The sequence below is a fragment of the Vreelandella sp. H-I2 genome (genome assembly GCF_052959335.1).
This window is the reverse complement of sequence record NZ_JBRAMC010000004.1, coordinates 478,199-502,437: the sequence shown is the minus strand read 5'-3', so window position 1 is coordinate 502,437 and position 24,239 is coordinate 478,199. Positions and strand designations below refer to the sequence as shown.

The following is a 24,239-nucleotide window of genomic DNA, read 5'->3' as shown; positions in this document are numbered from 1 at the left end:
GGCTGCCATGCGCTTTTTATGCTAACCCACCGAAGCGTTGGTAAAACCGAATATTGGGTGCTGGAAGTGGGCCCTCCGCGGTTTCCAGGTGCTTATCAAGCCAGCGCTCGGCGCGCTGATGAATTGCGCGATAGATGTTTCGTGATAATTGATAGGCATTTCGTCCTTCCCACGTAGCAGGTAAAAGCTCGTCTGGAAGTTGAGGGTCTCGAAGTTGCACTTTTCGATACTCATGGATTAAAAGTACTCGCGCTATAAAGCACTCTTCTTCACTTAGTAAATCGCCATCGTTTGCCAGAGCTTGCCATAAGGGTCGAAATTTTTCTAAAAAGAATTTGTAGCTTTTCGCCAGCTCAGCAAGATTCCAACTCTCTTTTACTTGTAGCCTTAGTGGTTTTATCACCGTAGGGTTTGAAGATGCTGTTTGCATAATAATGGTATCTTCAGCAGCTCCCATGTCTTGTAATACTGCCGTAGTGTCATTGCAGTTAAGCGTTGGGTGCGCAAGAATTCCTGTAGCAAAACTGCCAAAGCCAAGCCATTCTAACTCGTCACGTACTTTTTGACGTAGTTCAGGTTCCAACTGCGTCAGCATGACTAACGTCCATTTACCTGTCCACTGAGCTTGTTGACCATGATAAACACGCTTGAATGCTTGCTCAAATCGGCGCTGACCTGCATTACTAAGGCTATAGTAACTCCGTCGTCCCACCTTCTCGCCTTGCAGCCACGTATCTTGCGTTAGACGATAAACTGACGTTCTCACCAAGCGTTCATTAATACCAATGGGGGCTAGCAATTGATACAGACTACCTAGCCAGACTGCACCTCCACGCGGAACAATTGCGTCCCCGTATACGGTAATAATAAGTGAGCCTGCGCGTATAGGACGGCGTGCCTGGAAGTCATTAACAAGTTTCGTAACGCAATCAGAAGAAAACGACATGTGGTATTGAGTTCCCGTGCGGAAATTCTTTATCATTAAAGTATTTAATGACTTATGTAGATATGCTACCAAAAGTAGATGTATCAGGCTGACAATAGTACCCACTGCTCCTCTGTGAGAGAAAGCAGCACAATGCGAGTATAAACTTAGCGGCTCAACACAGTCGACGGGAGCTTTTAAATCAAGTGGCCATATCGCCTGTCAGCGAGTCTCTCTCAACCTTATCGGTGCACTTCAGGGTTATGAATTTTCCTCGCTGCTTTTTGCCGTTCCCTTAGGGGCTGTGTTGCCAGCATCAAGGTGTGGGCGGTTAGCGTCCAGTTTACTAAGTGGCTCGCAAGGTTCCATTCGTTCACGGCAGCGGTTTGTCAGGCGCTGATACTCCCGGGTGGCTTGCTGCTTCCAAGCTGCTTCTTCATCTGTGAGCGCTCGCTTGACCTTGGCCGGTGATCCTAATACCAAAGATTGAGGCGGGCATTCGAAGCCAGCCTTGACAAAGGCTGCAGCGGCGACGATAGAGCGTTCGCTGATAACGGCACCATCCATTACCACAGCATTCATGCCTACCATGGCATCACGCTCCACCACGCAGCCGTGCAGTACAGCACCGTGTCCGATATGACCGTCGCGTGCGACCCGGGTAACGAAGCCAGGAAAGCCATGCATCACACAGGTATCCTGGAGATTGGCACCATCTTCCAAAACGAGTTGGCCAAAGTCGCCACGCATTACCGCTCCAGGACCTACGTAACAGTTAGGCCCGACGATGACATCGCCAATCAGCACTGCGGTGGGGTGCACATAGGCGCTAGGGTGAACGACTGGGGTTACCCCCTCAAGACGATAACAGGGCACGGTAAATCTCCTTTTGTAGGGCTCAGGGCGTCATAGTTTAAAGGTTAAAGGTTAGCTATCGGCGAAATGGCCCTAGCCATGCTGATTTGGTTCAAATGTCCGTTAGGAATCTCGATACCCCCTGTTCACGGTGATGCTGTAGGGGGGGGCGTCAAGTCAGAAAATCCGATACGGTTTTTTCTATAATCTTATATTTTGAGTAGCAAGGTGTTAAGTAATATCAAGCGGTTCTCTATGTCAATGCCTTTTTCGCACGGCTAGACTAGAAGATGTTCTCGATAAAATATTTTCCCCCACCGCAAGATTCGGGTTATTCCAAAGAGAAGAGCAGGGTGTAGGGTGGGGCTGGGTTTAGCCCACACATCTCGGCGCGATCAGAACAATAGAGGGCCGGGTTAGAAATCATTCTAAAGTATAAATAGATACAGTTTTTATTTGTTGATTTATTTTTTTGTATCACTAAGCTAAGGCTTTAGTTTAGATGAGCCTATTCTACCTTCAGGGTCGCCACTGGAGGCTACAGATGAGCGAATGGAGTTTCCTATGTCAGTCTTGAAAAGTTTCATTGCCGACCAGTGGGTTGGGGAAAAGGCCGCCAAGGCTTTATCCAGCGCCGTAAATGGCGAAATCGTGGCACATACCCACGGCGACATTCTTGACTTCAAAAACGCCGTTGAGTATGGCCGAAAGGTCGGCGGCAAAAACTTAATGGCCATGGATTTCCAGGAGCGCGCTCTGGCCCTGAAGGCTATGGCCATGTACCTGCAGGAGCATAAGAAGGAGCTGTACGCTCTGTCGATGCATACCGGTTCAAGCAAAGCCGATAACGGCATTGATATTGATGGCGGTTTCGGCACCCTGTTCTCTTACGCTAGTATGGGACGGCGCGAACTGCCTTCCGGTAACGTTGTACACGAAGGTCCGGTAACGCCTCTAGGTAAGAACAACCACTTTGCTGGCACCCATATCCTCGTTCCCCGCGGTGGCGTGGCCGTTCACATCGATGCCTATAACTTTCCAGTGTGGGGAATGCTGGAGAAATTCGCTCCTACCTTCTTGGCGGGCATGCCCTCCATTGTGAAGCCGGCTACCTCAACCTGTTACGTTACCGAACTTGCCGTCCGTTTGATGCAGGAATCCGGCGCCTTGCCCGAAGGCAGCCTGCAACTGATTATCGGCAGCACAGGCGACCTGTTTGATCACCTCGAAGAGCAGGACATGGTGACCTTCACTGGTTCCGCTGCGACGGCGCGCAAGTTGCGCAACCATCCGAATATTATTAATCGCTCTATTCCGTTTAACGCCGAAGCCGACTCGCTGAACAGTGCCATTTTGGCGCCCGACGTGACCCCCGAGCATGAAGAGTTCGATATCTTCGTGAAGGAAGTGGGTCGTGAGATGACAGCTAAGGCCGGCCAGAAATGTACCGCGATCCGCCGTGTGCTGGTACCAAAAAGCCAGGTGGAAGCTGTCTGCGACAAGCTTAAAGAACGACTCTCGAAAGTCACCGTGGGCGATCCTTCCGTTGAAGGCGTTCGTATGGGCGCCCTGGCTTCCACCGACCAGCTTGAGGACGTCAAAGCCAATATTCAGAAGCTGCTAAAAACCAGCGAACTGGTCATGGGTGGCGACAGCAGCTTCAAGCCGACCGGCGCAGGCACCGAGAAAGGCGCCTTTATTGAGCCGCACCTGCTGCTGTGTCGGAATCCGGAAAATGGTTGTGGCGCCCACGAGATCGAAGCCTTCGGCCCAGTGGCAACGGTTATTCCCTACGACACTATTGAAGACGCGGTATTATTGTGTGCTCAGGGCCGGGGCTCACTAGTTACCACTCTGACGACCCGAGATCCAGCCACCGCTGGTAAGTTGGTGCCCCTGCTGGCGGCCTTCCACGGACGCCTGCACCTGCTTAACGCAGAAGCTGCAAAAGAATCCACAGGACACGGTTCGCCCTTGCCCATGCTCAAGCATGGTGGCCCCGGTCGCGCTGGTGGCGGTGAAGAGCTAGGCGGTATCCGTGCGGTCCACCATTACCTGCAGCGAACCGCTATCCAAGGGTCCCCGACAATGCTGGCAGCGGTTACTCGGGAGTATGTACGTGGTGCCGACTTGATCGAAACCGAAGTGCATCCGTTCCGTCGTCACTTTGAGGATCTACAGATCAACGAATCCTTGCTGACTCACCGTCGCACAGTCACAGAGGCGGACATCGTCAACTTCGGCTGCCTATCTGGCGATCATTTCTACATGCACTTTGATGAAATAGCAGCGCGGGAATCCCAGTTCGGTAAGCGCATTGCCCATGGCTACTTTGTGCTTTCTGCTGCAGCTGGCCTATTCGTTTATCCGGGTGAAGGACCGGTGCTGGCGAACTACGGCCTGGATACTCTGCGCTTTATTGAGCCAGTTGCACCAGGTGACACCATTCGGGCCCGCTTGACCTGCAAGCGCAAAATCGATCAAGGGCGCACATCACCGGACGGGCATCCTCAGGGTGTAGTGGTTTGGGATGTCCAGGTTCAAAATCAGCACGACGAACTAGTGGCGAGCTACGACATTCTGACACTGGTGGCTAAAAAGCCCGATTAAGATGAAGAGATTATGCTTTCTCCCCGTGTTGGAAATGCAGAGTGAAAGCATTACATGAATAAAAACGCCGCGAACAAGATAAATGAGCGAAGCTTTAAGTACCTATATAGAAATAACCGGGCAATTCGCTACCTTAGCTTAATATTAGTTGGTTGGGTCAGCGTTTAAGTTTGACGTGCCGCGAAGCTTTGAAGGTCTAAGTCTGTTTTATAGCCGGGAGTGGAGCCACTGCGGCCCGTTACCCTGTGGGCTATCAGAAAAGCAGAGCGGCATTTTCTTTGGCCCTTATTACCAAATCAATTTGGTTTGGGGAGTTGCCATTTGAATTGGCTGAGTTACCGCTAAAATTCTAAGGCTTATATAGCTACAACGGAGCGAAAGGGGGGCTACTTTGGCGATTCGATCAAGCTTGCGATGTCACCCCCTGATTGAGTAGCGCTACACTTTAGGGTCCGACTCTGCTAGCAAGGAGAGCGGAGGTGAAGAAGCGTTTCAGCGAAGAGTCAAACGTAAGTTTTTTGGGTGAAGCAGAGGCAGGGTAGCCTTTTGTCAGGCTGACTTCATCATGATAAACAACTTTGTCTTTGTTATTTTAGGAATGGAAAGCATCGACACGGCTTTGCCCCCCATTGGTTGGTGGCATTGCAAGGCGACGCCGGATGGACTGAGCATTTTTTATATTTTATTTAAAAAGAATACATTCGGGACAACGCAATAATTAAAGCGTCATGTAGCATAATAATTAATTAATACACAGATAAGTACGTCTTCCTGCCGTTAATGGTGGGCCGCTTTGAGGCATGTTATCCGCCATGCAAAAACTAGCTTGTGGAGGCTAGTAACCGTACGGTGACGTCAAGCCGTTTAATGGCATGGTGTTGTGCTGACCGTAATGTTCACCGATGCCTGCCTTACGACGGTGGCGAGGGCGCGCAGATCATTTTTCATGAAGATTGTTTCGACATCTCCGTTTGCTAATCGAGTATCTGAAGGCGCTATCGTCCACACCAGTGAATACCCCTGGCTATGAAAAGGACCCTCCATTGACCATCGGTAGTAAAATTTTTCTGTCGAGGTGTCATAGAAGCGCTGAAACCACCGTGCAAAGTCTTCCGAGGCGCTGAATGTGGCATAGGGGCGATAGGGCACCTTGGCATTGCCGGGAAAGATCTTTCCTAGCCACCCTCGAAATTTCGGGTGGGTTTGCCCATTGGCGCTTGCCAATGTCTGGGCTCCCACTTCAACTAACGCCTGGGTAAGCGGTTTAACGCCCGTCTCACTCAGTTCAGAGGCGTCAGCCAGTGCTGGGTGGTATAAGTTTGTATTGTCGCTACATTTTAACAATGAAGATTACTCCACCTAAGCGTTGCTTCAACGAGGGGTCTTCAGGAAAGTCATTCGCTATTTACTCACGCATGCTGCGCATGCAAATGAAGTTTCTCGTTCTCTTGTTGTGCTTCGTTATCACGAAGATTGATATCCCTATCTCGTTGATATCGGCCCGGATCGATAAAACCTTTAATCCCTCTCCGAAGATATGTGTCTCAATAAAACCCTGGCTCCAACATCATGCCTTGAATCACATCACAATTCGGTTCCTGCCATCGCGCTTGCCAACATAAAGCATTTTGTCTACTCGCGAGATCAGGGAATCGAGGACGAGCTCTTCAACGTGCGCTACAGCAATACCGATGGTGACGCTTGGGCACAACGTACACATGTCTTTTCGGTGGACTACCTCTTTGATCAACGGGTAATTTTGGTCACGCTCTTCGTGAAGCAGCGCAAATTGCTGACGCTGCAGGCTCTCCAGGCGCAGTAAGGTAAAGAAATCAACGGCATAGGAGTCTTCAGCCGAGCGGCTAGTGATGGACGGTAAGGGTGGGAATACGCATCAGCCTTGAGAGCTGTGAGGTGCGATCTGCTAATAAGTCGGCAAGCGTATATTGATCCAATACGCTAAGAAAGGCCGCGAGTGCTTCCGACAAAATTGGCTGCAAGCGGCATGAGGGCGTGATGACGCAGTTATTCTCATCGCGAAAACACTCAACCAGGGCCATCTCATGCTCGGTATCCCGAACCAGCGTCCCCAGTGAAATCGTTTCTGGTTGGCGACCAAGCAGTAACCCGCCATTTTTACCGCGGATGGCGGTGAGATACCCCTTCTGACTGAGTTCTTGGACGATCTTCATTAAGTGATTGCGTGAGATGGAGAACGTCTCTGCTATCTCACTGATCGTAGTGCGCTCTTCGCCTTTAACCGCAAGGTAGAGAAGTACGCGAATGGCGTAATCAGAATAGCGAGTTAAGTGCATAGAGGACCACCGGCTCAGAGAAATCACTATTGTACGGTGTGAGCAGGCGTGCGGAAATAATATTCGCTTTCAGTTTACGCTTTTTGGAAAGCTTGATATTTTAAAGATGTATTGTATATATTTCTTAAAAGGGCGCGTATGTTGACTCCAGTTCAGGAAGAGATTATTCAAGCTACAGCACCTGTCGTGGCTGAGCATCTAGACGAAATCACTCAGCGCTTTTACCCGCTTATGTTTGTGCGTTATCCGCAAGTAAAGCCCCTATTTAACCAGGCGCATCAACAAAATGGTGGGCAGCCCCGCGCACTGGCAGGGATGATTCTTGCCTACGTGCAGCTACGCCATTCACCACAAAAGGCGTTAGAAACATTGCAAATCGTGGTGAATAAGCACGTCGCTCTGGATATTCAGCCGGACCAATATCCCATTGTGGGCGAATGCTTGATGGTGGCGATTGGTGACGTGCTGGGGGATGCGGTCACGCCCGAAGTCGCCGATGCATGGAGCGCGCTCTATCAGGAGTTGGCCGACCTATTAATAAGCCTGGAAAGGCAGCGTTACCAAGCGTTTGAGCAGGAGCCTGGCGGCTGGCGCGGGACTCGGCGTTTTCGTGTTGCGAAAACCCAACAGGAGAGCTGCGTGATTCGCTCGTTTATTCTCGAACCTGAAGATGGTGGCCAAGTGGCTGCGCACCTTCCAGGACAATATATCGGTGTCAAACTCACTATCAATGGCCAGCCGGTTTATCGCCATTATAGCCTTTCGGATGTACCCAACGGACGCTCTTATCGGCTTTCGATTAAGCGGGAAGCTCAAGGCGTAGCGAGCCGCTTTTTTCATGACCAGCTTAGCGTCGGCGATACCATCGAACTGCTGCCGCCTGCGGGTGAGCTAACCTTGGCGGGTGATAAAGAGCCGCTAATGCTGATTAGCGGGGGCGTCGGTCAAACACCCTTGCTGCCAATTGCCAAGCAGGCGCTTGAGCAGGGACGCTATGTTACTTACCTGCATGCTGCGCTAGATGCCGAGCATCATGCCTTTGTCGACGCAGTAGAGGAGCTACGCAGCGCCTATCCTAACCTGCTGGAAACCGTCACCCTCTATGAAAATGAAGCGGGCGGCGATCATCAAGGGCGTATCAACGAGAGTCTGCTTGCGAGCTATCTGCCGCCTCAGGCCCGCTGCTATTTTGTGGGGCCACATGGCTTTATGGCGCTTGTTAATCAAGAGCTGGAACGTTTGGGTGTCCCTGCTTCGAAGCGACATTTTGAGCATTTTGGGCCTGCCGAGGCATTGAGCGTGGCGTAACTCATGTTGATACCTTTGCTAAATCAAGAGCGACTTAGCTAAACCAAGAGAGTGGGAACGCTCTCGGCGATACAGAGCTGTTAGTAGGGGGCGCTACTTACCTTTGGTAGATAGCGCGCTTTCTGTAAAGCTAGCTCTCTGTGGCGTCCGCTTCCGCTACCTGTGGTATTGCTTTTCGCGTTCGGGTTGCCAATAAATGGCATCGATACGCAGGCGTGCTTCGGTATTGTTAGGAAGCGGCCATTCGATGGTGTCGCCGACTCTGAGACCGATGAGTGCGGCGCCAATGGGCGCCATGACCGAAATGCCATCCGCTACGCTATCCATGGAATGAGGATAGACCAGGGTGCGAATCATCTTAAGCCCGCGCGTGAGGTCGGTGAAGCGGACCTGGCTATTCATGCTGACCACGTCATCCGGAATATCCTCTGGATCACAGACTTCTCCTCGCAACAATTCTTCCTCAAGTAGCTGAGCTACAGGCATGTCTTTATCAGAGGCATTATCAATCAAGCGTTGGAGACGCTCGGCATCAAGACGGTTAATAATAATAGGAGGACGTTGTTTCATATCTACTCTCCTTAGCCTATTTGCTTTCCTTGGAAAGCAATCCATTTAGCCAATAAAAAACAGCCCTTCCTTAATAAAGGAAGGACTGCATACTCTTTAGAGTATAAGTGATTTAAACAATAAAGACGATCAGGTGACGCCCTGCTCAATCATGGCATCAGCGACCTTTCTGAAACCTGCAATATTGGCCCCTAGTACCAGGTTCGTCGAATCACCGAACTCGGCGGCTGTGTCAGCACATTGCCTGTGAATATTAGCCATAATCTGCTTCAGCTTCTGATCAACCTTTTCCAGCGGCCATTGCTCCATGCTGCTGTTTTGCGCCATTTCTAGCTGGCTGGTAGCGACGCCGCCCGCATTGGCGGCCTTACCCGGCCCATAGGCAACCTTTGCCTTTAAGAAAAGATCGACGGCTTCTTTTGTGGAGGGCATGTTGGCCCCTTCACTAATACACGTTACGCCGTTAGCAAGCAGGATTTCTGCATCGCTCTCGGTCAGCTCATTCTGTGTTGCGCAAGGGAAGGCTGCATCGGCTTGAATACGCCATACGGCATGCCCGCCCTGAGGGTAATCACGCGCTGAAATATAGTGCGCATCAGGATGTTCGCTTAAGTAGGCTTCAAGAGAGGTGCGTTGCACTTCTTTGAGCTGCTTAAGTAAGCCTAAATCAATACCATTTTTATCATGGATGGTGCCTTGTGAGTCGCTGCAGGTGACCGGTTTGGCGCCCAGTTCGTAGAGTTTCTCAATGGTGTAGATCGCAACATTACCAGCGCCAGAAACGAGGCAGGTCTTGTCACGAATGTCTTCTCCACGGTCAGCCAACATATTTTGTGCGAAGTAGACCGCACCGTAGCCGGTGGCTTCTTTACGGCCAAGCGAGCCTCCCCAGGTAAGCCCTTTGCCTGTTAGCACGCCTTCATAGTGGCCAGTGAGCCGCTTGTACTGGCCAAAAAGATAGCCAATTTCACGCGTACCGACGCCAATATCACCTGCAGGCACATCGCAGTTCGGGCCAATATGGCGGTACAGTTCGCTCATGAAGGCTTGGCAAAAACGCATGATCTCGTTATCGGATTTGCCCTTTGGGTCAAAATCGGAGCCGCCTTTACCACCGCCGATAGGCAAACCAGTTAGCGCATTTTTGAAAATCTGCTCGAAGCCGAGAAATTTTATCGTGCCTGACGTAACGCTGGGATGAAACCGTAAGCCGCCCTTGTAAGGGCCAAGAGCTGAGTTGAACTGTACGCGATAGCCTTTATTGACTCGTACGCGTCCGGCATCATCTACCCAGCTTATCCGGAACATGATTTGTCGTTCAGGCTCAACGATTCGCTCGATGATGCTGTGTTGATGGTAATGAGAAGTCTGTTCGAACAGTGGGCGTAGGCATTCGAGCACTTCTTCGATGGCTTGATAAAACTCTGACTGTGCAGGACTGCTTTTCTTAAGTCGTGTAAGCGTATCGTGGACATAGGGCATAAGAGCATACCGTGACAGTTATTAATAAAGATTGGCTGGCCAGAGCGTGAGAATATTTAACTGTCAGCATGCTTCTTTGCATAGCCTATGCAGGTTCGGTATGGGTAAATATATTGTAAAAGCAAGACTAAAGTATGTGTCAGAAAAATTCGATTCAGTCGTTTTTCATAATTCAGTAAACGATGAGTAAACGATTTTTGCTTCAGATAAGGTTTTTACAGCTTTTAGATGCGCGCGATGAAGCACATAAGACCCACGAACGTAGGCGTATGGGCCTATCTTGGACACAGCCTTCCGACTGCCCCTGTATTCCTGGGAATTGCCGTGTGCCTTCAAGGCATGCCCTTCAACAAAGTTATGGAAATCTCGCTAGCTGGTATGAAGGGGTAATGCCCATCATCATCTTGGTGTTGGCCTACTCGTTGAATCAGCTGTCCAAAAACAGAGGTACGGCGAATTATAATGTCGAAGCCACCGCTGGCTGGCTAACACCTACTTTGCTATCCGCCATGACGTTTCTTAACTCCGTTGGTCTACGCCACCGTCGCGAGTGATGAGGTTTGTGGGGATACTGCTTACCTTTGTCGCCTATTTGTTACTTGGTCACACGTTGTAATCTATCAGCCCTGCGATAAGCGGCAGAGTTTTTCACAGGGTTGAAGCACCAAGCCGATATTACCCTGCCGGGCGGCGCATCACGGTCATCAATACCCCTGCGCCAATCAAACTGCCAGCACCGCAGCGGTGTAACAGACGCCGAAACTTGGCGGTCATCAGTTTTCGACTAGTTGTCGATAGCAGTGTATAGCCGAGATCCGACATCACACCCAACAAAAGAAAGGTGGTAAATAGAATCGCCAACTGGGGAACCAGAGATTGAGTTTGGTTAATAAACTGCGGCATAAAGGCCATGAAAAAGAGAATGCTTTTGGGATTCAAGAGTGTCACCCAAAATGCCTTTGCAGTGCCTTGCTTGACGTTCGCCCCAGAAGCCTCCAAGTCGTTCAATTGGCCGGATTCGCGCCACATTTTTATGCCTAGGTAAAACAGGTAGAGAACTCCTAGCCACTTGACGAGGAAGAACAGCTCCGCCGATGCCATCAGCAGGGCACCTACGCCTGCAAATGAAAGCGACATAGCCACCAAGTCACCTAAGAAAAAGCCGGGCAGCATCGCCAGTGCGGCCTTGCGACCTTGGTTGATGCCGGTCGTTACCAGCAGCGCAACGGCGGGACCGGGTGATGCGATAACCAAAAACGAAGCCAACACAAATGATAGCCAAAGCTCAAGCGACATAGCGTTAATCTTCCTGTTGTTGAATTATTAACTATACCTCACCATATAGTTATAAGCCCTGGTTCGCCCCGTGGCAACCAAGCTAAGCGGCTCATCAAGGGCACTAAGCTACACTTGATCGATACCTGGCTTGCGGCTGCTCTGGAAAGGCTATCTCCAGAGCAACAGTTGACGGAAGCAGAGTGTTTTGGCGCCCTACGAAAAATCTAGGGATTGAGCAACTCATGGTGCAAGCCTCTTGGGTCGAACCAGAGCTGCGCTTTTCTCCTTACCGGACAAAGATCAGGTTGAGGTCAAAAGCTCTGCTACTGTGCGGGCCAAGAATGTCGCAGGGCTCACCCGGCTCGCCGATCAAGCGGGCGGGCAGTTTCGAGATGGCATGTTGATTTATACCGGGCGGCATTGCGTAAAGCTGAATGTGCCCGACTGCTTTAACGTTCCTATCAGCATGCTGTAGGGGGAGTAGCCTCATGAACATACTGGATAAACGCGCTTCCTATTTGCTGGAGGTAAGCAGCTGTGGCGGTATCCGTGCAGCGGCGGAACATCTTCATGTCAATCCTTCTGTGGTAAGCCGTCAGGTACGCGGCCTTGAGCGAGAGCTGGGTATGGCACTGCTTGAGCGGCAGGGGCGTCATGTGATGCTCACAGAAGCTGGGCAACTGGTGGTGGATAGTTTCCTGGCCCAGCGTCGGTTGAATTCAGAATTAGGCGATACACTTTCGCGGCTGCGTAATCTACAGGCAGGAAAGGTGGTGGTTTCGGTAGGTGATGGCTTTGTGGATAGTTTTATTAACCATGTCATGCGCCGGGTTTCTGAGCAGTACCCAGATGTGCTTATCGAGATCAAAACAGGCATTTACTACCCACGTGAACCCCATGAAATGGTGGCTAACGACGAGGTCGATATTGCCATTACTTATGGCCCAATCTCAGACCCCAGGCTTATCGTGCACTCTTTTGAAAGGGGATCTCTCTGTGCGCTGGTCGCGCCTTCTCACCCATTGGCTCGCCAAGATTGGGTCACTGTGGCCGAGTTGCTGCAGCATAAGTTGATATTTCTTCCCGATGTATCGGGTTCCCAGCAGTTTGTTAATGCACTGTTTAGTGCTGCTGGGCAACCGGCAACGCCTGGCTATCGCTGCAATCTACATTCCGTATCACGGCGCATGGCGAGTGCGGGCATTGGGGTATCGTTTATGACGGCTGCAGCTGCGCGTAATGAGATAGAGGCTGGTTTGCTGAAAGCGGTTCCCATTCAGCATCCTATGGCCGCCAGCAGTCAGGGCAACCTTGTACGTCGAGTCGGCAGAAGGCTATCGCCCGCTGCCGATTACCTGTGGAAGCTTATGATGACGATGCAGTGATGCTTATCGACATCAGTTCGCCATCATATAAACACCGGGGCCAATCGGCCATCCCATGGCGAGCCAGAACATCAGAAATGCAGACCACGCGAACAAGAAGCTCAATGCCAATGGCAACATGGTGGCAATGAGCGTTCCCAGCCCCATATCAGGTTTGTAACGCTGCATGTACACCAGAGCGACTGAAAAGTAAGGGCTCATGGGAGAGATAATATTGGTACTGGAGTCACCAATGCGGAACATCGCTAATACAAAGGCGGGGTCAAAGTCGATCATCATTAGCATGGGTACGAAAACCGGCGCCATTAAGGCCCACTGGGCCGAGCCGCTAGTCATAAAGACATTGAGCGCCGCGCTCATTGCAATAAACGCACCCACTAGCGGTAGCCCGGTAAAACCGGTGCTTTGCAGAATGTTCGAACCCTCAATAGCAATGTACTGGCCAAGCTCTGACCAACGAAAGTAGGCAATAAACTGCGAAATGGCGAAGAAGAGCACTAGGGTGGGGGCGAGGTCGCTAGCCGACTCGGCCATGCGTTGGGGTACGTCACGACTGCTGGTGATCTTGCCGGTAGTGATGCCGTAAACCAACCCAATGGTGACAAAGTAAATAAACATAAGCGGCACCAGCGAGCGTAGGAACGGCGATGGAATTAGCCCGCCCTCTTCATTGCGCAGTGGCGATGCCTCCGGCACTACGGCTATTAGCACTAGCGCTAGATAAAACAGAGTGGCAATGCCTACTCGCTTGAGGCCACGCTTTTCTGCGTCAGTCAGTTCCGGTTTGACGACATCAGTTTTAAAGTCTTTGCCCATTGGCAGGGTACGCTGAAGCCTGGGTTCCACGATTTTATCAACGATCAAGGTGCCGACAGCCGCGAGCACAAATACCGAGCAAGCGACGAAATAATAGTTATCGATTGGGGAGACATAGGCTTCCGGATCAACTAAGCGCGCTGCGTCGGTAGTGATACCCGCAAACAGTGCATCACCCACGGTAATAAAAAGGCTAGCATCAAACCCGGCACCAGCGGCGGCATAAGCCGCTGCAGCACCAGCAATCGGATGCCGACCCACGGAGTAATACACCATAGCCGCTAGAGGTATAAGGATCAGATAGTTGGCATCTGATGCGATACTGCCGCAAATGCCAGCCATAAAGACGCAGAAGGTTAGTAGTGAGGGCGGCGCTTTCGCCACGCTGACCTGCATCAACGTCGACATCAGGCCTACTTTGTCGGCCAAGCCAATGCCAAACATTACCACCAAAATCAGCCCCAACGGCGGGAAGTTGACAAAGTTACTGACCACACTAGTCAGCATAAACTCGATGCCATCGGCAGAGAGCAGACTGCGAACGTAAACCTCTGCATCGGTTTGGGGGTTGATTGCAGAAACACCCAAGGTAGCGAGTATGGCGGAAATCACCACGACAACAGCCGCTAGAATGGCAAACAAAATGAAAGGATGGGGCAGTTTATTGCCCACACGCTCTATAGAAGTGAGTACGCCTTGCATGGTATCGATCCTTATTTTTAAGTGTTATTTTTAAAACAATGCACGAGTAAAGAATTATTGGTGCTTTGATAGCAGCTCTTTGGCTAGAGCTACGAACATGCTGCCTGCCACTGGTAGGATTTCGTCATTGAAGTCGTAACGCTCGTTATGCAGGTAAGCACTGTCGCCATTACCGACAAAGAAGAAGCAGCCCGGCACCTCCTGTAGATAGAAAGCAAAGTCCTCAGCGCCCATGGTGGGCATATAGTCCAGTTGCTGTATATCGTCGCTAACGGCGTATTCGTTGGCTATGGCTAGCATCCGCTCAGACCACCTCTGATCGTTTACTAGTGGGGGAATTTGGTGCAAATGCTCTATCCGGAATTGAGCCCCATGTGCCGCACAAACCCCTTGAGTTACTTGCTCAAGTTTTCCAGTCAGCGCCTCGCGAGAAGAAGGGCGATCACTGCGTATATTGACCAGTAGTTCAGCTTGGCCGGGGATGACATTGGCAGCGTCGCCCGCATGGAAGGAAGCCACTGTAATTACGCCTGCTTCCAGCGGCGATTTATAACGGCCTACTAGCCCCTGCAACTGCTGTACCAGCGATGAACCTATATATATAGGATCAACCGCCAAATGCGGCATGGCAGCGTGGCCGGATACACCTTCAATAGTTACTTTGTAAGTGTCGTTACCCCCCATCGCAGAGCCGGGTTTAACAAACAGCTGACCGGTGGGGAAGCCTGGGCGATTATGGTAGCCAAATACGGCGTCCACTTTCGGGTTTTGTAGCACTCCCGCTTTGACCATTAAATCGGCACCGTTGCCGCCTTCTTCGCCCGGCTGAAACAGCAATTTGATATGGCCACATAGCTCTTCGCGCATCGCCATAATGGCTTCTGCGGCGAGCAACAGTGTGGCGGTATGCCCATCGTGGCCGCAGGCGTGCATTAGGCCCTCTCGGTGGGAGCGATGGGCAAAGGCGTTGGTTTCGTTGATGGGTAATGCGTCCATATCGGCGCGAAAAGCAATCACTGGTCCTTCCCGACCTGTATCGAGCTCTGCAATCACACCTGTGGTGGCAATGCCTTCCGTTACTTGATAGCCAAGTTCGCGAAGCTTGTCAGCAACGAGTCCTGCGGTATCATTTTCTTGAAATTTAAGTTCTGGATTTTGGTGAAGCTTATGCCGCAACGCTGTGGCTTCGTGTATCTGCTGTTTTGAAAACACTTGCTCTGAAAACATGTCCTGTCCTTGCCGTTATCGATGTTTTGGCGCTTTAACGTTAATCGACTTGATAGGTAGAAAGGAGTATTGCAAGTGTCGAATTTGTTGCTTTTTAAGCAACAGTAATGCTCGTTAGTTCGTTGTTCTTATTAAATGTAATTTCAGGAAAAATTTATATTTATCGATACATACTACTTTTCACAAGCTCCCTCACTAACGATTTGTCGAATAGTTTCAGCCATAAATCGGCTGGCGGCGGAGCGCTCAGATTGAGTTGGCCATAGCAGGCCAGGTGTGCGTACAGGCGTCGGACTCTCGAGCGGAATGGCCTCTACGCCGGGCTCGTTGGCCAGGGCGTTTTCCGACACGATGCTACATAGATCGGTTCGCCTGACCAGCTCGATCATCGGCGAGATGGCGTTGAGCTCGGCGATGATCTGCGGACGAGCGCCCGCGGCTTCGAAGCATTCATTGAGCATCTGCCGCGTGGAAAAATGCGGCGACAATAACGTCATGCGTTGCCCATTAAGCTCAACCATACGTAGCCGCTTGCGCTTGGCCAACGGATGGCCACTCGCCACAATCAGCTTGAGCTCTTCGTTATAGAGCGGTTCAAAGCGTAAGCCGCGAGGAATCGCCGGGCGGTAGGAAATACCCATATCTAGGTCGCCACTGAGCAGCCGTTCGCTGATCTGATCACCGGCCAGTTCTTCCACGGCAACTTTTAAATTGGGTAGCCGTTGCAAAAATATCGACAGACAGAGTGGGATCAACTGGACGTTGAAGCTGTGCGTAGCTGCAATTCGCAGTTCTCCGCGAATATCCTCCGGTGTTGCTTTCATGGCGCCAATGGCTTGGTCCACCTGACTAAGAATTGGCACCACGTGCTCAAGCAGGCTGCGGCCTGCTTCGGTAAGGATGATTTTTTTGCCGATACGGGTAAATAACGGCTGACCTAACTCGTCTTCAAGCTGGCGTATCTGGTGCGACAGTGTTGATTGGGTGACATGGACGCGCTGGGCGGCGCGGGTGAAGTTAAGCGTTTCAACAATGGCGACAAAGTAGCGCATGTGGCGAAGTTCCACGACATGACCTCTCTTTTAAAGTGACTTTATTGATCGATGTTATCGATTGTTTTTATGTAAATTAATCATTTTCATTCATTGTTTATCGCTCTTATATTCGTTCATATCAAGCGTTTTCCCTGATGAGGGTGGCCGTCATTCAGACGTTGTCCTCTCTCCTGACTAGCGGAGCGGCATATGAAAATAGGGCGCGAAACAATACCAAAAACAGCCATCAGCACGTCGGATGCCGACACTATCGTGGTGAGAGGCATGGATCTCTGCCAGGACCTGATTGGGCAGACCTCTTTCTCCGATTACTTTTTACTGCTGCTGACCGGGCAACCTGCCAATGAGACTCGCCGACGGGTACTGGATGCCACCCTGGTGGCCATTGCCGAGCACGGCTTAGTACCCAGCGTGCAAGCATCACGAATGACCTATGCCGCTGCCCCGGAAGCCCTGCAAGGGGCGGTGGCAGCAGGCATTTTAGGCTGCGGTTCGGTCATTTTGGGGGCCTCTCAAGATGCTGGGGTTTTGTTTGATGAGATAGCTCGCCAGGTAGATGAAGGCAAGTCGGTCAAACAGGCCGCTTTTGATGTGGTGTCAGCCAGGCGGCAAGAGCGCAAACCGATCCCAGGTTACGGCCATCCGCTGCACAAAGCGCGTGACCCGCGCGTCGAAGCGCTGTTCAGGGTCGCACGTGAGGCCGGTGCCGACCTGCGCTTTGTGGAAATTGCCGATGCCGTTGAAGCCGTCATTCCTGAGATTATCGGCAAAGACCTGAAGCTCAATGTGTCTGCGGCAATTCCGGCGGTATTGCTTGGCGCCGGGTTCCCATTAAAGGCGCTGAGGGGCGTACCAATTCTGGCGCGTACGGCCAGCCTGATCGCACACATGCTTGAAGAGTCTGAACAGCCTTGCGGCTTTGCTCTCTCTTACCAAGCCACGCAGCACCTGGAATATACCGGCGACTTTCCACCTGGTTATAAACGCTAAGCCAGCAACAGCGAGCAGAGGCAAAGACAATGATAAAGGTACTGGAAGGTATTACGGTGATCGAGCAGGGCACCTTCATCACCGGTCCGGCGGCTGGCATGATGCTGGCTGACTTGGGGGCGAACGTGATCAAGGTGGAGTTGCCGGGCAAGGGCGACCCGTTCCGCGCCTTTAAAGGAGGGCTCTATAGCCCTCATTATCAAACGTATAACCGCAACAAACGCAGTATCGCCCTGAATACCAAAGAAGATAATGATCGAGCGATTTTCCACGACTTGATCCGCGACGCTGATGTGTATATCCAAAATTTTCGCCCGGGTACGGCGGATCGCCTGGGGGCGGGTGAGGAAGAGCTGCGCGCCATTAATCCCAAGCTTATTTACTGTGCCATCAGCGGCTTCGGCAATGACGGGCCTTATGCCAACCGCCCGAGCTACGACACGGTGGCGCAGGCGGCCAGTGGTTTTCTGAAGCTATTGATCAATCCTGAAAATCCGCGCGTCGTCGGCCCGGCGATGGCCGATGCGCTGTCAGGCTTTTACGCTGCCTACGGTATTTTGGGAGCGCTTTACGAGCGTAGCCATACCGGTAAAGGGCGCCGTGTGGATGTGTCGATGATGGAGGCCATGTGCCACTTCAATTTAGACGCTTTCACTCATTATCTCTCGGAAGGTGAGGTCATGGGGCCCTACAGCCGGCCGCAGGTGTCGCAGTCGTATGTGATGGAGTGCGCCGACGGGCACTGGGTAGCGTTGCATATGTCGTCTCCAGAGAAATTTTGGCAGGGCCTGGCAAACGCCATCGACTACCCGGAATTGCTACAGGATGGGCGTTTCTCGACCCGTGAAGGCCGCATCGATAATCAAGACGACATGATTGTCGTGCTACGTGAGATTTTCATCCGACAGCCACGGGCGCACTGGCTAGCGCGCCTTGAGGCGGAAGATGTCCCGCATGCGCCTATGTACGACGCCAGCGAAGTACTGGAGGATCCACAAGCCAAGCATTTGCAGCTGCGAATCAGCACAGAGCATCCGCAGATCGGTAAGTGGGAGACGGTGCGCTCACCGGTATCATACGACGGCGTTAAGCCATTGGAGGTTAGCGCTCCTCCGGTGTTGAACGAACATTACGATGAAATCATTCAGGAGTTGAAGCAGCGCCAGCGCTGAATGACCTCAAACGCACGATGCAAGGCATCATTAATAACAAGTAATAAAGGGTGGCGTGCCCAATGGGCGCAATACTCCCTAGGAGCGTGAATCATGTTTGAGTTGCCCAACAAAGAAGATATCGTCAATCACGGCATTCCCTCAACGCCGGACGACATTACCGATATTGTGATCAAGGCGTTCAGCCACACCCAGGATGACCGCTTGAGAGAAATACTCACCAGCCTGGTCAAGCACCTGCATGCCTTCGGTCGTGAAGTGAAACTGAGCGAAGAAGAGTTCACCGCGGCAATTAATGCCGTGACGCAACTGGGCCATCTGACCAAGGATCGTCATAACGAGACCATGGTGATGTCGGATGCTCTGGGCTTCTCCACGCTGGTCATGATCATGAATCAGGACCGTACCGATGAGCAGATCTCGCCTGCCTTGCTGGGCCCTTTTTACACACGTAAAGATCCGGAATATCCGCCGGGGACCAATATTGCCCGCGATAAACCTCATGACGGTGATATTCCGCTGTTTGTTTCTGGCCAGGTCAAGAGCCGTGATGGTCAGCCGCTGGCCAATGCGCTGGTGGAAGTGTGGCAGGCCTCGCCGGAAGGGCTGTACGAAAATCAGGATGAACGTCAGCCGCACATGAACCTGCGCGGTAAGTTTCGTACTGATGAAAATGGCCTCTATCGTTTCCGCACGCTGCGGCCGGCCAGCTACCCGATTCCTACCCATGGCTTAGTCGGCGACATGCTTCGTGCACAGGGGCGCCATCCGTTCCGCGCCGCGCACATCCACTTTTGTGTTTCCGCGCCGGGTCATCAAACGCTGGTCACGCAGATTTTTCCGCAAGATGACTTATTTATCGAATCCGACTGCGTGTTTGGAGTGACCAGTGCTGACCTGGCCATGGATTTTCCTCTGCATAACGATGGCAACGCGCCTGACCCTGACGTCACGGGGGAATACAGCACCGTCACCATCGACTTTGATCTCTCGCCAGGCGAATCACGCTTGCCGCAATCACCTATTGGTTCCTGAGCCAGCGTCGTGATCAACCAATAGTTTGTATTACCCGCTACTTGAATTGACAACAATAACGCCAACGTAAGAGCCATCACATGAAAATAATCAATAGTATTAAACCCCGCCCTGCAATGGCATTAACCGCGCTCGCCTTATCGACGGCTGTTGCACACTCGCCCGCAAATGCCCAGGAAGTGATCGATCTGACGGTCGGCTCAAGCCACCCCACGACGATTCCCTGGGTGGGCATGATCCCTGACGTCTTCATCGCCACCGTGGACGAGATCCTTGCTGAGAAAGGTGAATACGAAATCAACTGGACTGAAGCTTATGCGGGCCAGCTTTACGGGGCCAATGCGACACTGACATCTGTTCGCGATGGCATTGCCGATATTGGCTGGGTGTTTAGTTATCTTGAGCCGTCGCGCATGCCTCTGGCACAAATGAGCGCCTATACGCCATTTACGACGAGTGACCCTGAGCTGATGCTGGATGTCTGGAATGACATGATCCGTAATGTTCCCGAGTTCAAGGCCGAATGGGAGGACCACGATGTGGTCTTCTTGGGCGCGACCGCCTCTGATAGCTACGACATCTATACCGATTTCCCCGTCGAGTCTCTTGAGGATTTAAATGGCGCGCGCATCTCAGCACCGGGCGTACTGGGGGTATGGCTTGACCCGGTGGGTGCCGTACCGGTCGACGGCACGCTCGCAAGCTATTACACCGATATCCAAACCGGGGTTTCCCAGGGCGTCGTTGGCTTGGCAACAGGCAACCTGCCGGCGCGTATCTACGAAGTAGCGCCCTATATCACCCAGGTCAACATGGGGGTCGTCTTCTCTGGCGGGCTAGCCATCAACCAGTGGAGCTGGGATGCCCTGCCTGAGCCCGTACAGGAAGCCCTAAAGACGGCCGGAGAAACCTACTCCGACGCTCATGGTAAGGACCTTGCCGAGCGCTATGAAACATCGATTGAGCGCATGGTGGCGCTAGGAGCGAGCCAAGACCCCTCAGTTCAAGTCAACCAACTGTCTGAAGAAGACCGTCAGGCCTGGATCGATGGTATGCCAGACCTCGCCCGTCAGTGGGTGGAGCGCAACGAAGAACGCGGTTACCCAGCGCAGGAACTGCTGAATAACTATATGAACGCCATGCGCGAGCGCGGCCACGAGCCGGAGCGTGCCTGGGATCAGGAGTGAGCTGATCGCCTGATTGGCTGCTATACAGCTTTTGATCCCACTCAACGTAACGATTCTGCCCACCAGCAGGTGGGCAGAATTCCAGGAGTAGCGGGCAATGTCTTTTTCCTTAAAAACCCTGATTCTGGGGCGCAGGCTGGGCAACGCACAGCACAACAGCTTGTTTGGTTATCTGGTTGATGGCCTGAATGCGGTCGGTTCTCTACTTATTTTTAGCATCATGGCGATGATCGTCATCGATGTGCTGTCACGCAATCTGCTCAATCAGCCGATTGCCGGGGTGGCGGAGTTAGTGGCGGCATCGATTGTCATGATTGTCTTTTTACAGTTGCCGGGCACGCTGCGCCATAACCGGATGGCCCAGGCCGATATTTTTATCGTTGGTTTCACTGAAAAACACCCACGTCTGGGAAACCTTCTAATGTGTATCTTCTTTCTGGCGGGGGCTTATATGCTCTATATCGTTTATACCGGCACGCTGCCGAACTTTATGCGCGCCTGGGAGCGTCATCAATTTATGGGCGTAGAAGGGGTATTTACCTTCCCCGTCTGGCCTATCCGGTTTGTCGTTATTAGCTGTGCGGTGATTACGGTGGTGCAGTATCTGTTGCTGGCAATACAGGCCTTGTGGCTGGCCTGGCACGGACAGGTTGCTCTGGCTGAGGAGACCGAACAATGACAGGTCTCGAAATCGGCATTATCGCTGTCGTGCTGATGTTGGTACTTATCTATCTGGGGATGCACATCAGCATCGCCTTAATGCTGGTTTCGCTGATATCTATCGCGGCGCTACGCAATTCGGAGCTGGCCACCCGCATGGTCGCCGCCGCTGCCAATGATTCGCTAAGCAGTTATCTCTATGGGGTGGTACCGCTATTTGTTCTGATGGGGTTGTTGGTGGTGGTCTCCGGCGTAGGGCGTGACACCTTCGATGTATTTCAGTGGTTACTACGTAGAATTCGCGGTGGTCTGGGGATTGCGACGGTGGGTGCCAACGGTATTTTTGCCTCTATCACGGGCATTAGCGTGGCGTCGGCGGCGGTATTCACCAAAGTCGCCGTGCCTGAGATGCGCCGTCATGGTTATACAGCCAAATTCTCGGTAGGCGTCGTGGCGAGCAGCTCGGTACTGGGCATGTTGATTCCTCCGTCATTGCTGATGATCGTCTATGGTGTGCTGGCAGAGCAGTCGGTCGGGCGGATGTTCATCGCTGGGATCATCCCAGGGATTATTCTGGCCGTGTCTTTCTGTGTGGTCATCCTGCTGCTTTCCTGGTTGTGGCCGGGCTTCATGATGCAAAGCAAGGCCGACTCAGGTGCCGTGCTGGAAGAGCCAGTCGACGAGACACCGCTCACACTGGTGTCTAAGCTCGTTCCTATTCTGTTACTGATGATGCTGGTGCTGGGTGGGCTATACAGTGGTTTTTTCACGCCGACCGAGGCAGGTGGAGTTGGTGCCTTCGGGGCGCTGCTGTTGGCGCTTGCTAAGCGACGGCTGACGCCCGGCAAGTTTTATGAAGTGTTGGGCGAAACCGGCTATGTGGCGGTGTCCATCCTTTTCTTGATATTGGCCGCCTCGCTATATAGTCGCATGTTGGCATTGACGGGCTTGCCAATGTCCATTGCTCAATCGGTGACGGCGATGGACCTGTCTATCTATCACTTCCTGGCGTTGTACCTGCTCATCATCATTCTGATGGGCTGCATCATCGACTCGGTGTCCATCATGCTGATTGTGCTGCCTATTGTGCTACCCATCGCCCAGCATTTTGGTATGGACTTGATTTGGTTCGGCGTTATTACTGTTGTTGCGGTTGAAATAGGGCTGATCACGCCGCCTTTTGGCATATCGGTCTACACGGTTAAAGCAGCTTTAAATGATAAAACGGTGCCCGTTAAAGAGATTTTTAAAGGCGTTGTGCCGTTTTTCATAACGATGATGGTCGTACTGATTATTTTAAGTGCCTTTCCGATCTTATCTACCTACCTGGCCTATCGCTATTAATCTTAAAGAGGGTAATTTATGAGCGCTATATTTTCACAGGGGACGTTACCCAACGATGCGTTGGACCAGCTGTTTAATGAGGCACGCACCTATGCCTATTGGCAGGATAAATCGGTTGAAGATGGAACACTGCGTAAGCTGTACGAGCTGATGAAATTTGCACCTACCAGCGTTAACTGTAGTCCGCTTCGCATTAAGTTTCTGCGTACCGAGCAAGCCAAGGCAAAGCTTGATCCTGCATTAAGCGAGGGCAATCGACATAAAGTTCAAGCTGCCCCTGTCACCGCAATCCTTGCCTATGATCGGGCGTTTCATCGCCATTTGCCAACGCTGTTCCCTCATACGGATGCTAGATCATGGTTTGTGGGAAACGAGCCGTACCGAGAAGAGACGGCGTTCCGTAATAGCAGCCTGCAGGGTGGCTATTTCATCCTGGCCGCGCGTGCTCTCGGTTTAGATGTCGGGCCGCTTTCGGGATTCGATAACGACGCGGTGGATGGGCTCTTTTTTGCCGATAGCGATCCTGACTATCGCAGCAATTTCCTGTGTAATCTGGGCTATGGAGACAGCAGCAAACTGCACCCGCGTAGCCCCAGACTAACGTTTGAACAAGCGTGTGAGCTTTTATAAAACATTAAGCCCATGTTGTTAACCGATCTCGGTGATGGTTGAGCGACGCCATTGAGGTGGCGCAAGGTCTTACCGGCCAAGCGCCCTTCAATAGCGCTATACTTGGAACTGGAGACTGCCTTGTTTTTTCTTTTTAATAGTATTCTCTAATGCTTTACTTATTTTCAAAACAGAAGTTTTTCAAAAAAGAAGGTTTTCAAAACAGAAGGTTTTCACAGCAGAAAGTTTTCATCAATCGCTACAAAATCACTGGCTTCATTCATTAGTGACGCGGCTGTAAATTGAGGAACGCCATAAACTTCAACTTCTTTGCCATACTTAACACGAATTTTATTAACGAGAAGATCGAAGTCTCCGTCGCCCGATACCAGCACTATCACATCTGCCTGATCAGCGTACTCTATGGCATCAAGAGCAATGCCAACATCCCAATCGCCTTTTGCGGAACCATCAGATCGTTGAATAAAAGGTTTTAGCTTCACATTAAAGCCAATCGCTCTGAGGATATTTTGAAACTCTCGCTGCTTTTGGTCACCTCTATCAATGGCATAGCAAAACGCTTTCACCACTTCTCTATTTGCGGTTGCTTGAGCCCAAAACTTATTGTAATCAAAATTTCTGCCGTAGGCTCCGCGTACGGTGTAATACACGTTTTGAACATCAACCAATATGGCAACTTTTAGCATAAAACAT

General features: G+C 51.6%; 23 protein-coding genes. 12 read left to right on the top strand and 11 right to left on the bottom strand.

Annotated features, from left to right (window positions below):
- Window positions 1–16: 16 nt before the first annotated feature.
- Together paaX and ACUVOF_RS12970 are read right to left on the bottom strand one after the other, a co-directional pair.
- The gene (gene paaX / locus ACUVOF_RS12975; RefSeq protein WP_447044758.1) at window positions 17–946 is read right to left on the bottom strand and encodes a phenylacetic acid degradation operon negative regulatory protein PaaX; all 930 of its coding nucleotides are present in this window, start codon (window positions 944–946) and stop codon (window positions 17–19) included.
- 240 nt (window positions 947–1,186) lie between these two features.
- A complete protein-coding gene (locus ACUVOF_RS12970) occupies window positions 1,187–1,801 on the bottom strand; it encodes a phenylacetic acid degradation protein PaaY (RefSeq protein ID WP_447044757.1) in 615 nt (204 codons plus the stop codon).
- 543 nt (window positions 1,802–2,344) lie between these two features.
- Between ACUVOF_RS12970 and paaZ the strand changes: the two genes are divergently transcribed.
- Window positions 2,345–4,390: a phenylacetic acid degradation bifunctional protein PaaZ gene (paaZ, locus tag ACUVOF_RS12965; RefSeq protein ID WP_447044756.1), complete on the top strand. Its 2,046-nt coding sequence runs from the start codon at window positions 2,345–2,347 to the stop codon at window positions 4,388–4,390.
- An 864-nt stretch (window positions 4,391–5,254) separates the two neighbouring features.
- Here the strand turns inward: paaZ and ACUVOF_RS12960 are convergent.
- Together ACUVOF_RS12960 and ACUVOF_RS12955 are read right to left on the bottom strand one after the other, a co-directional pair.
- Complete coding sequence (locus tag ACUVOF_RS12960) at window positions 5,255–5,734, bottom strand: hypothetical protein (RefSeq protein WP_447044755.1); 480 nt, start codon at window positions 5,732–5,734, stop codon at window positions 5,255–5,257.
- A 518-nt stretch (window positions 5,735–6,252) separates the two neighbouring features.
- The gene (locus ACUVOF_RS12955; RefSeq protein WP_447044754.1) at window positions 6,253–6,705 is read right to left on the bottom strand and encodes an RrF2 family transcriptional regulator; all 453 of its coding nucleotides are present in this window, start codon (window positions 6,703–6,705) and stop codon (window positions 6,253–6,255) included.
- 138 nt (window positions 6,706–6,843) lie between these two features.
- On the opposite strand from ACUVOF_RS12955, the gene hmpA reads away from it, so the two are divergent.
- Window positions 6,844–8,013, top strand: a complete 1,170-nt coding sequence (gene hmpA / locus ACUVOF_RS12950; RefSeq protein ID WP_447044753.1) for an NO-inducible flavohemoprotein — start codon at window positions 6,844–6,846, stop codon at window positions 8,011–8,013.
- 156 nt (window positions 8,014–8,169) lie between these two features.
- Here the strand turns inward: hmpA and rnk are convergent, their stop codons facing one another.
- Together rnk and gdhA are read right to left on the bottom strand one after the other, a co-directional pair.
- Complete coding sequence (rnk, locus tag ACUVOF_RS12945) at window positions 8,170–8,583, bottom strand: nucleoside diphosphate kinase regulator (RefSeq protein WP_447044752.1); 414 nt, start codon at window positions 8,581–8,583, stop codon at window positions 8,170–8,172.
- A 129-nt stretch (window positions 8,584–8,712) separates the two neighbouring features.
- Window positions 8,713–10,065: an NADP-specific glutamate dehydrogenase gene (gdhA, locus tag ACUVOF_RS12940; protein WP_447044751.1), complete on the bottom strand. Its 1,353-nt coding sequence runs from the start codon at window positions 10,063–10,065 to the stop codon at window positions 8,713–8,715.
- A 389-nt stretch (window positions 10,066–10,454) separates the two neighbouring features.
- On the opposite strand from gdhA, the gene ACUVOF_RS12935 reads away from it, so the two are divergent.
- Window positions 10,455–10,619 carry a hypothetical protein gene (locus tag ACUVOF_RS12935; RefSeq protein WP_447044750.1) on the top strand — a complete coding sequence of 55 codons (165 nt, stop codon included), beginning with the start codon at window positions 10,455–10,457 and terminating at the stop codon, window positions 10,617–10,619.
- Window positions 10,620–10,740: 121 nt separating this feature from the next.
- Here the strand turns inward: ACUVOF_RS12935 and ACUVOF_RS12930 are convergent, their stop codons facing one another.
- A complete protein-coding gene (locus ACUVOF_RS12930; protein WP_447044749.1) occupies window positions 10,741–11,361 on the bottom strand; it encodes a LysE family translocator in 621 nt (206 codons plus the stop codon).
- A gap of 238 nt (window positions 11,362–11,599) precedes the next feature.
- On the opposite strand from ACUVOF_RS12930, the gene ACUVOF_RS12925 reads away from it, so the two are divergent.
- Both ACUVOF_RS12925 and ACUVOF_RS12920 read left to right on the top strand, forming a co-directional pair.
- On the top strand, window positions 11,600–11,818 hold the full coding sequence (locus ACUVOF_RS12925; RefSeq protein WP_447044748.1) for a hypothetical protein: 219 nt from the start codon (window positions 11,600–11,602) through the stop codon (window positions 11,816–11,818).
- A 13-nt stretch (window positions 11,819–11,831) separates the two neighbouring features.
- Window positions 11,832–12,728, top strand: a complete 897-nt coding sequence (locus ACUVOF_RS12920) for a LysR family transcriptional regulator (protein WP_447044747.1) — start codon at window positions 11,832–11,834, stop codon at window positions 12,726–12,728.
- A 12-nt stretch (window positions 12,729–12,740) separates the two neighbouring features.
- Here ACUVOF_RS12920 and ACUVOF_RS12915 read toward each other — a convergent pair whose 3' ends face one another.
- From ACUVOF_RS12915 to ACUVOF_RS12905, 3 genes are all read right to left on the bottom strand, one after another.
- Window positions 12,741–14,246 (bottom strand): AbgT family transporter, encoded by a 1,506-nt coding sequence (locus tag ACUVOF_RS12915; protein WP_447044746.1) that lies wholly within the window; start codon window positions 14,244–14,246, stop codon window positions 12,741–12,743.
- Window positions 14,247–14,300: 54 nt separating this feature from the next.
- Entirely contained in the window at window positions 14,301–15,473 is a 1,173-nt protein-coding gene (locus tag ACUVOF_RS12910; RefSeq protein ID WP_447044745.1) for a M20 metallopeptidase family protein, read from the bottom strand.
- 173 nt (window positions 15,474–15,646) lie between these two features.
- Window positions 15,647–16,540, bottom strand: a complete 894-nt coding sequence (locus ACUVOF_RS12905; protein ID WP_447044744.1) for a LysR substrate-binding domain-containing protein — start codon at window positions 16,538–16,540, stop codon at window positions 15,647–15,649.
- Between the two features lie 177 nt (window positions 16,541–16,717).
- On the opposite strand from ACUVOF_RS12905, the gene ACUVOF_RS12900 reads away from it, so the two are divergent.
- From ACUVOF_RS12900 to ACUVOF_RS12870, 7 genes are all read left to right on the top strand, one after another.
- Window positions 16,718–17,518: a citryl-CoA lyase gene (locus ACUVOF_RS12900; RefSeq protein ID WP_447044743.1), complete on the top strand. Its 801-nt coding sequence runs from the start codon at window positions 16,718–16,720 to the stop codon at window positions 17,516–17,518.
- Between the two features lie 29 nt (window positions 17,519–17,547).
- Window positions 17,548–18,690 carry a CaiB/BaiF CoA transferase family protein gene (locus tag ACUVOF_RS12895; RefSeq protein WP_447044742.1) on the top strand — a complete coding sequence of 381 codons (1,143 nt, stop codon included), beginning with the start codon at window positions 17,548–17,550 and terminating at the stop codon, window positions 18,688–18,690.
- A 93-nt stretch (window positions 18,691–18,783) separates the two neighbouring features.
- Window positions 18,784–19,725, top strand: a complete 942-nt coding sequence (locus ACUVOF_RS12890; RefSeq protein WP_447044741.1) for a dioxygenase family protein — start codon at window positions 18,784–18,786, stop codon at window positions 19,723–19,725.
- Between the two features lie 80 nt (window positions 19,726–19,805).
- Window positions 19,806–20,912 carry a C4-dicarboxylate TRAP transporter substrate-binding protein gene (locus ACUVOF_RS12885; protein WP_447044740.1) on the top strand — a complete coding sequence of 369 codons (1,107 nt, stop codon included), beginning with the start codon at window positions 19,806–19,808 and terminating at the stop codon, window positions 20,910–20,912.
- 97 nt (window positions 20,913–21,009) lie between these two features.
- Window positions 21,010–21,591 (top strand): TRAP transporter small permease subunit, encoded by a 582-nt coding sequence (locus ACUVOF_RS12880; RefSeq protein WP_447044739.1) that lies wholly within the window; start codon window positions 21,010–21,012, stop codon window positions 21,589–21,591.
- Window positions 21,588–22,916, top strand: a complete 1,329-nt coding sequence (locus ACUVOF_RS12875; protein WP_447044738.1) for a TRAP transporter large permease — start codon at window positions 21,588–21,590, stop codon at window positions 22,914–22,916. The genes ACUVOF_RS12880 and ACUVOF_RS12875 overlap by 4 nt, the downstream gene beginning before the upstream one ends.
- Window positions 22,917–22,934: 18 nt before the next feature.
- Window positions 22,935–23,546: a malonic semialdehyde reductase gene (locus ACUVOF_RS12870; RefSeq protein ID WP_447044737.1), complete on the top strand. Its 612-nt coding sequence runs from the start codon at window positions 22,935–22,937 to the stop codon at window positions 23,544–23,546.
- A gap of 212 nt (window positions 23,547–23,758) precedes the next feature.
- Here the strand turns inward: ACUVOF_RS12870 and ACUVOF_RS12865 are convergent, their stop codons facing one another.
- Window positions 23,759–24,232, bottom strand: coding sequence for a LabA-like NYN domain-containing protein (locus tag ACUVOF_RS12865; RefSeq protein ID WP_447044736.1), 474 nt, complete (start codon window positions 24,230–24,232; stop codon window positions 23,759–23,761).
- Between the last annotated feature and the right edge of the window lie 7 nt (window positions 24,233–24,239).